Raw genomic sequence first — 347 nt, 5'->3', positions numbered from 1 at the left:
GATTTGGAATGCGTTAATGTATCTGATAAAAACAGGCTGTCAATGGCGTATGCTGCCAAAGAACTTTCCGAAATGGCAATTGGTTTATTATTACTATATCCGTTGGGTAGAAGCAGGTTACTTCGATTTAATTTTGGAAAAACTACGCATGAGGGTACGTGTAAAAATGGGGCAAAAGGCTGAAGCTAGTTTAGGGATTATGGATAGTCAAAGTGTACGTTGGGGTAATAACAGAGGGCTTCACGGAGTAGACGGTAATAAGCAGATACAAGGTATAAAGCGTCATGTGGTAGTAGACAAGAATGGCTTTCTAATAGCAGTAATGGTATGTGTTGCCAATATTCATG

Annotated in this window: 1 protein-coding gene; it reads left to right on the top strand. The window is 39.5% G+C overall.

Annotation, left to right across the window (positions count from 1 at the left end):
* Positions 1-347 (top strand): transposase (locus GNY06_RS09625; protein ID WP_166519883.1); only part of this gene is annotated, 347 nt, incomplete at both ends.

Origin of the sequence: Elizabethkingia argenteiflava, assembly GCF_009904105.1 — a bacterium.
In the GTDB taxonomy this organism is placed as follows: domain Bacteria; phylum Bacteroidota; class Bacteroidia; order Flavobacteriales; family Weeksellaceae; genus Elizabethkingia; species Elizabethkingia argenteiflava.
Note: the sequence above shows the minus strand (reverse complement) of the source record. Positions and strands in the feature narration are given on the sequence as shown.